Source organism: Salmonella sp. SAL4457, from assembly GCF_046548235.1.
Taxonomy (GTDB): domain Bacteria; phylum Pseudomonadota; class Gammaproteobacteria; order Enterobacterales; family Enterobacteriaceae; genus Salmonella; species Salmonella enterica.
In genome coordinates, this window is the sequence record NZ_JBGDZO010000958.1 from 1 (window position 1) to 252 (window position 252).

The 252-nt window shown below is 54.8% G+C and carries 1 protein-coding gene; it reads right to left on the bottom strand.

The window, feature by feature from the left end; all coding sequences use genetic code 11:
• Positions 1–252: hypothetical protein (locus tag ACLJNW_RS27035; protein WP_410961631.1), on the bottom strand; the 252-nt coding region annotated here is incomplete at both ends.

The following is a 252-nucleotide window of genomic DNA, read 5'->3' on the forward strand; positions in this document are numbered from 1 at the left end:
TAATGGTCTTGACCACGATACTTTTGTTCACGGGCGCCAACGTAAAAGCAAGACTGTCCACCAGCACCATGAGAATCCGTTCAGCGAGCTCGGCACGTTTTTGGACAAAGTCTGGGGCCACGACGATGGCCTGATTGACCATGGGAATATTCGCCGGCGTTAGATCAACGATGACCGAGAAGCCTTTATTGATGAGTCGGCGCGCCAGCACGCCATCGAGTACCGCTGCATCGATCCTGCCAACCTCCAGCG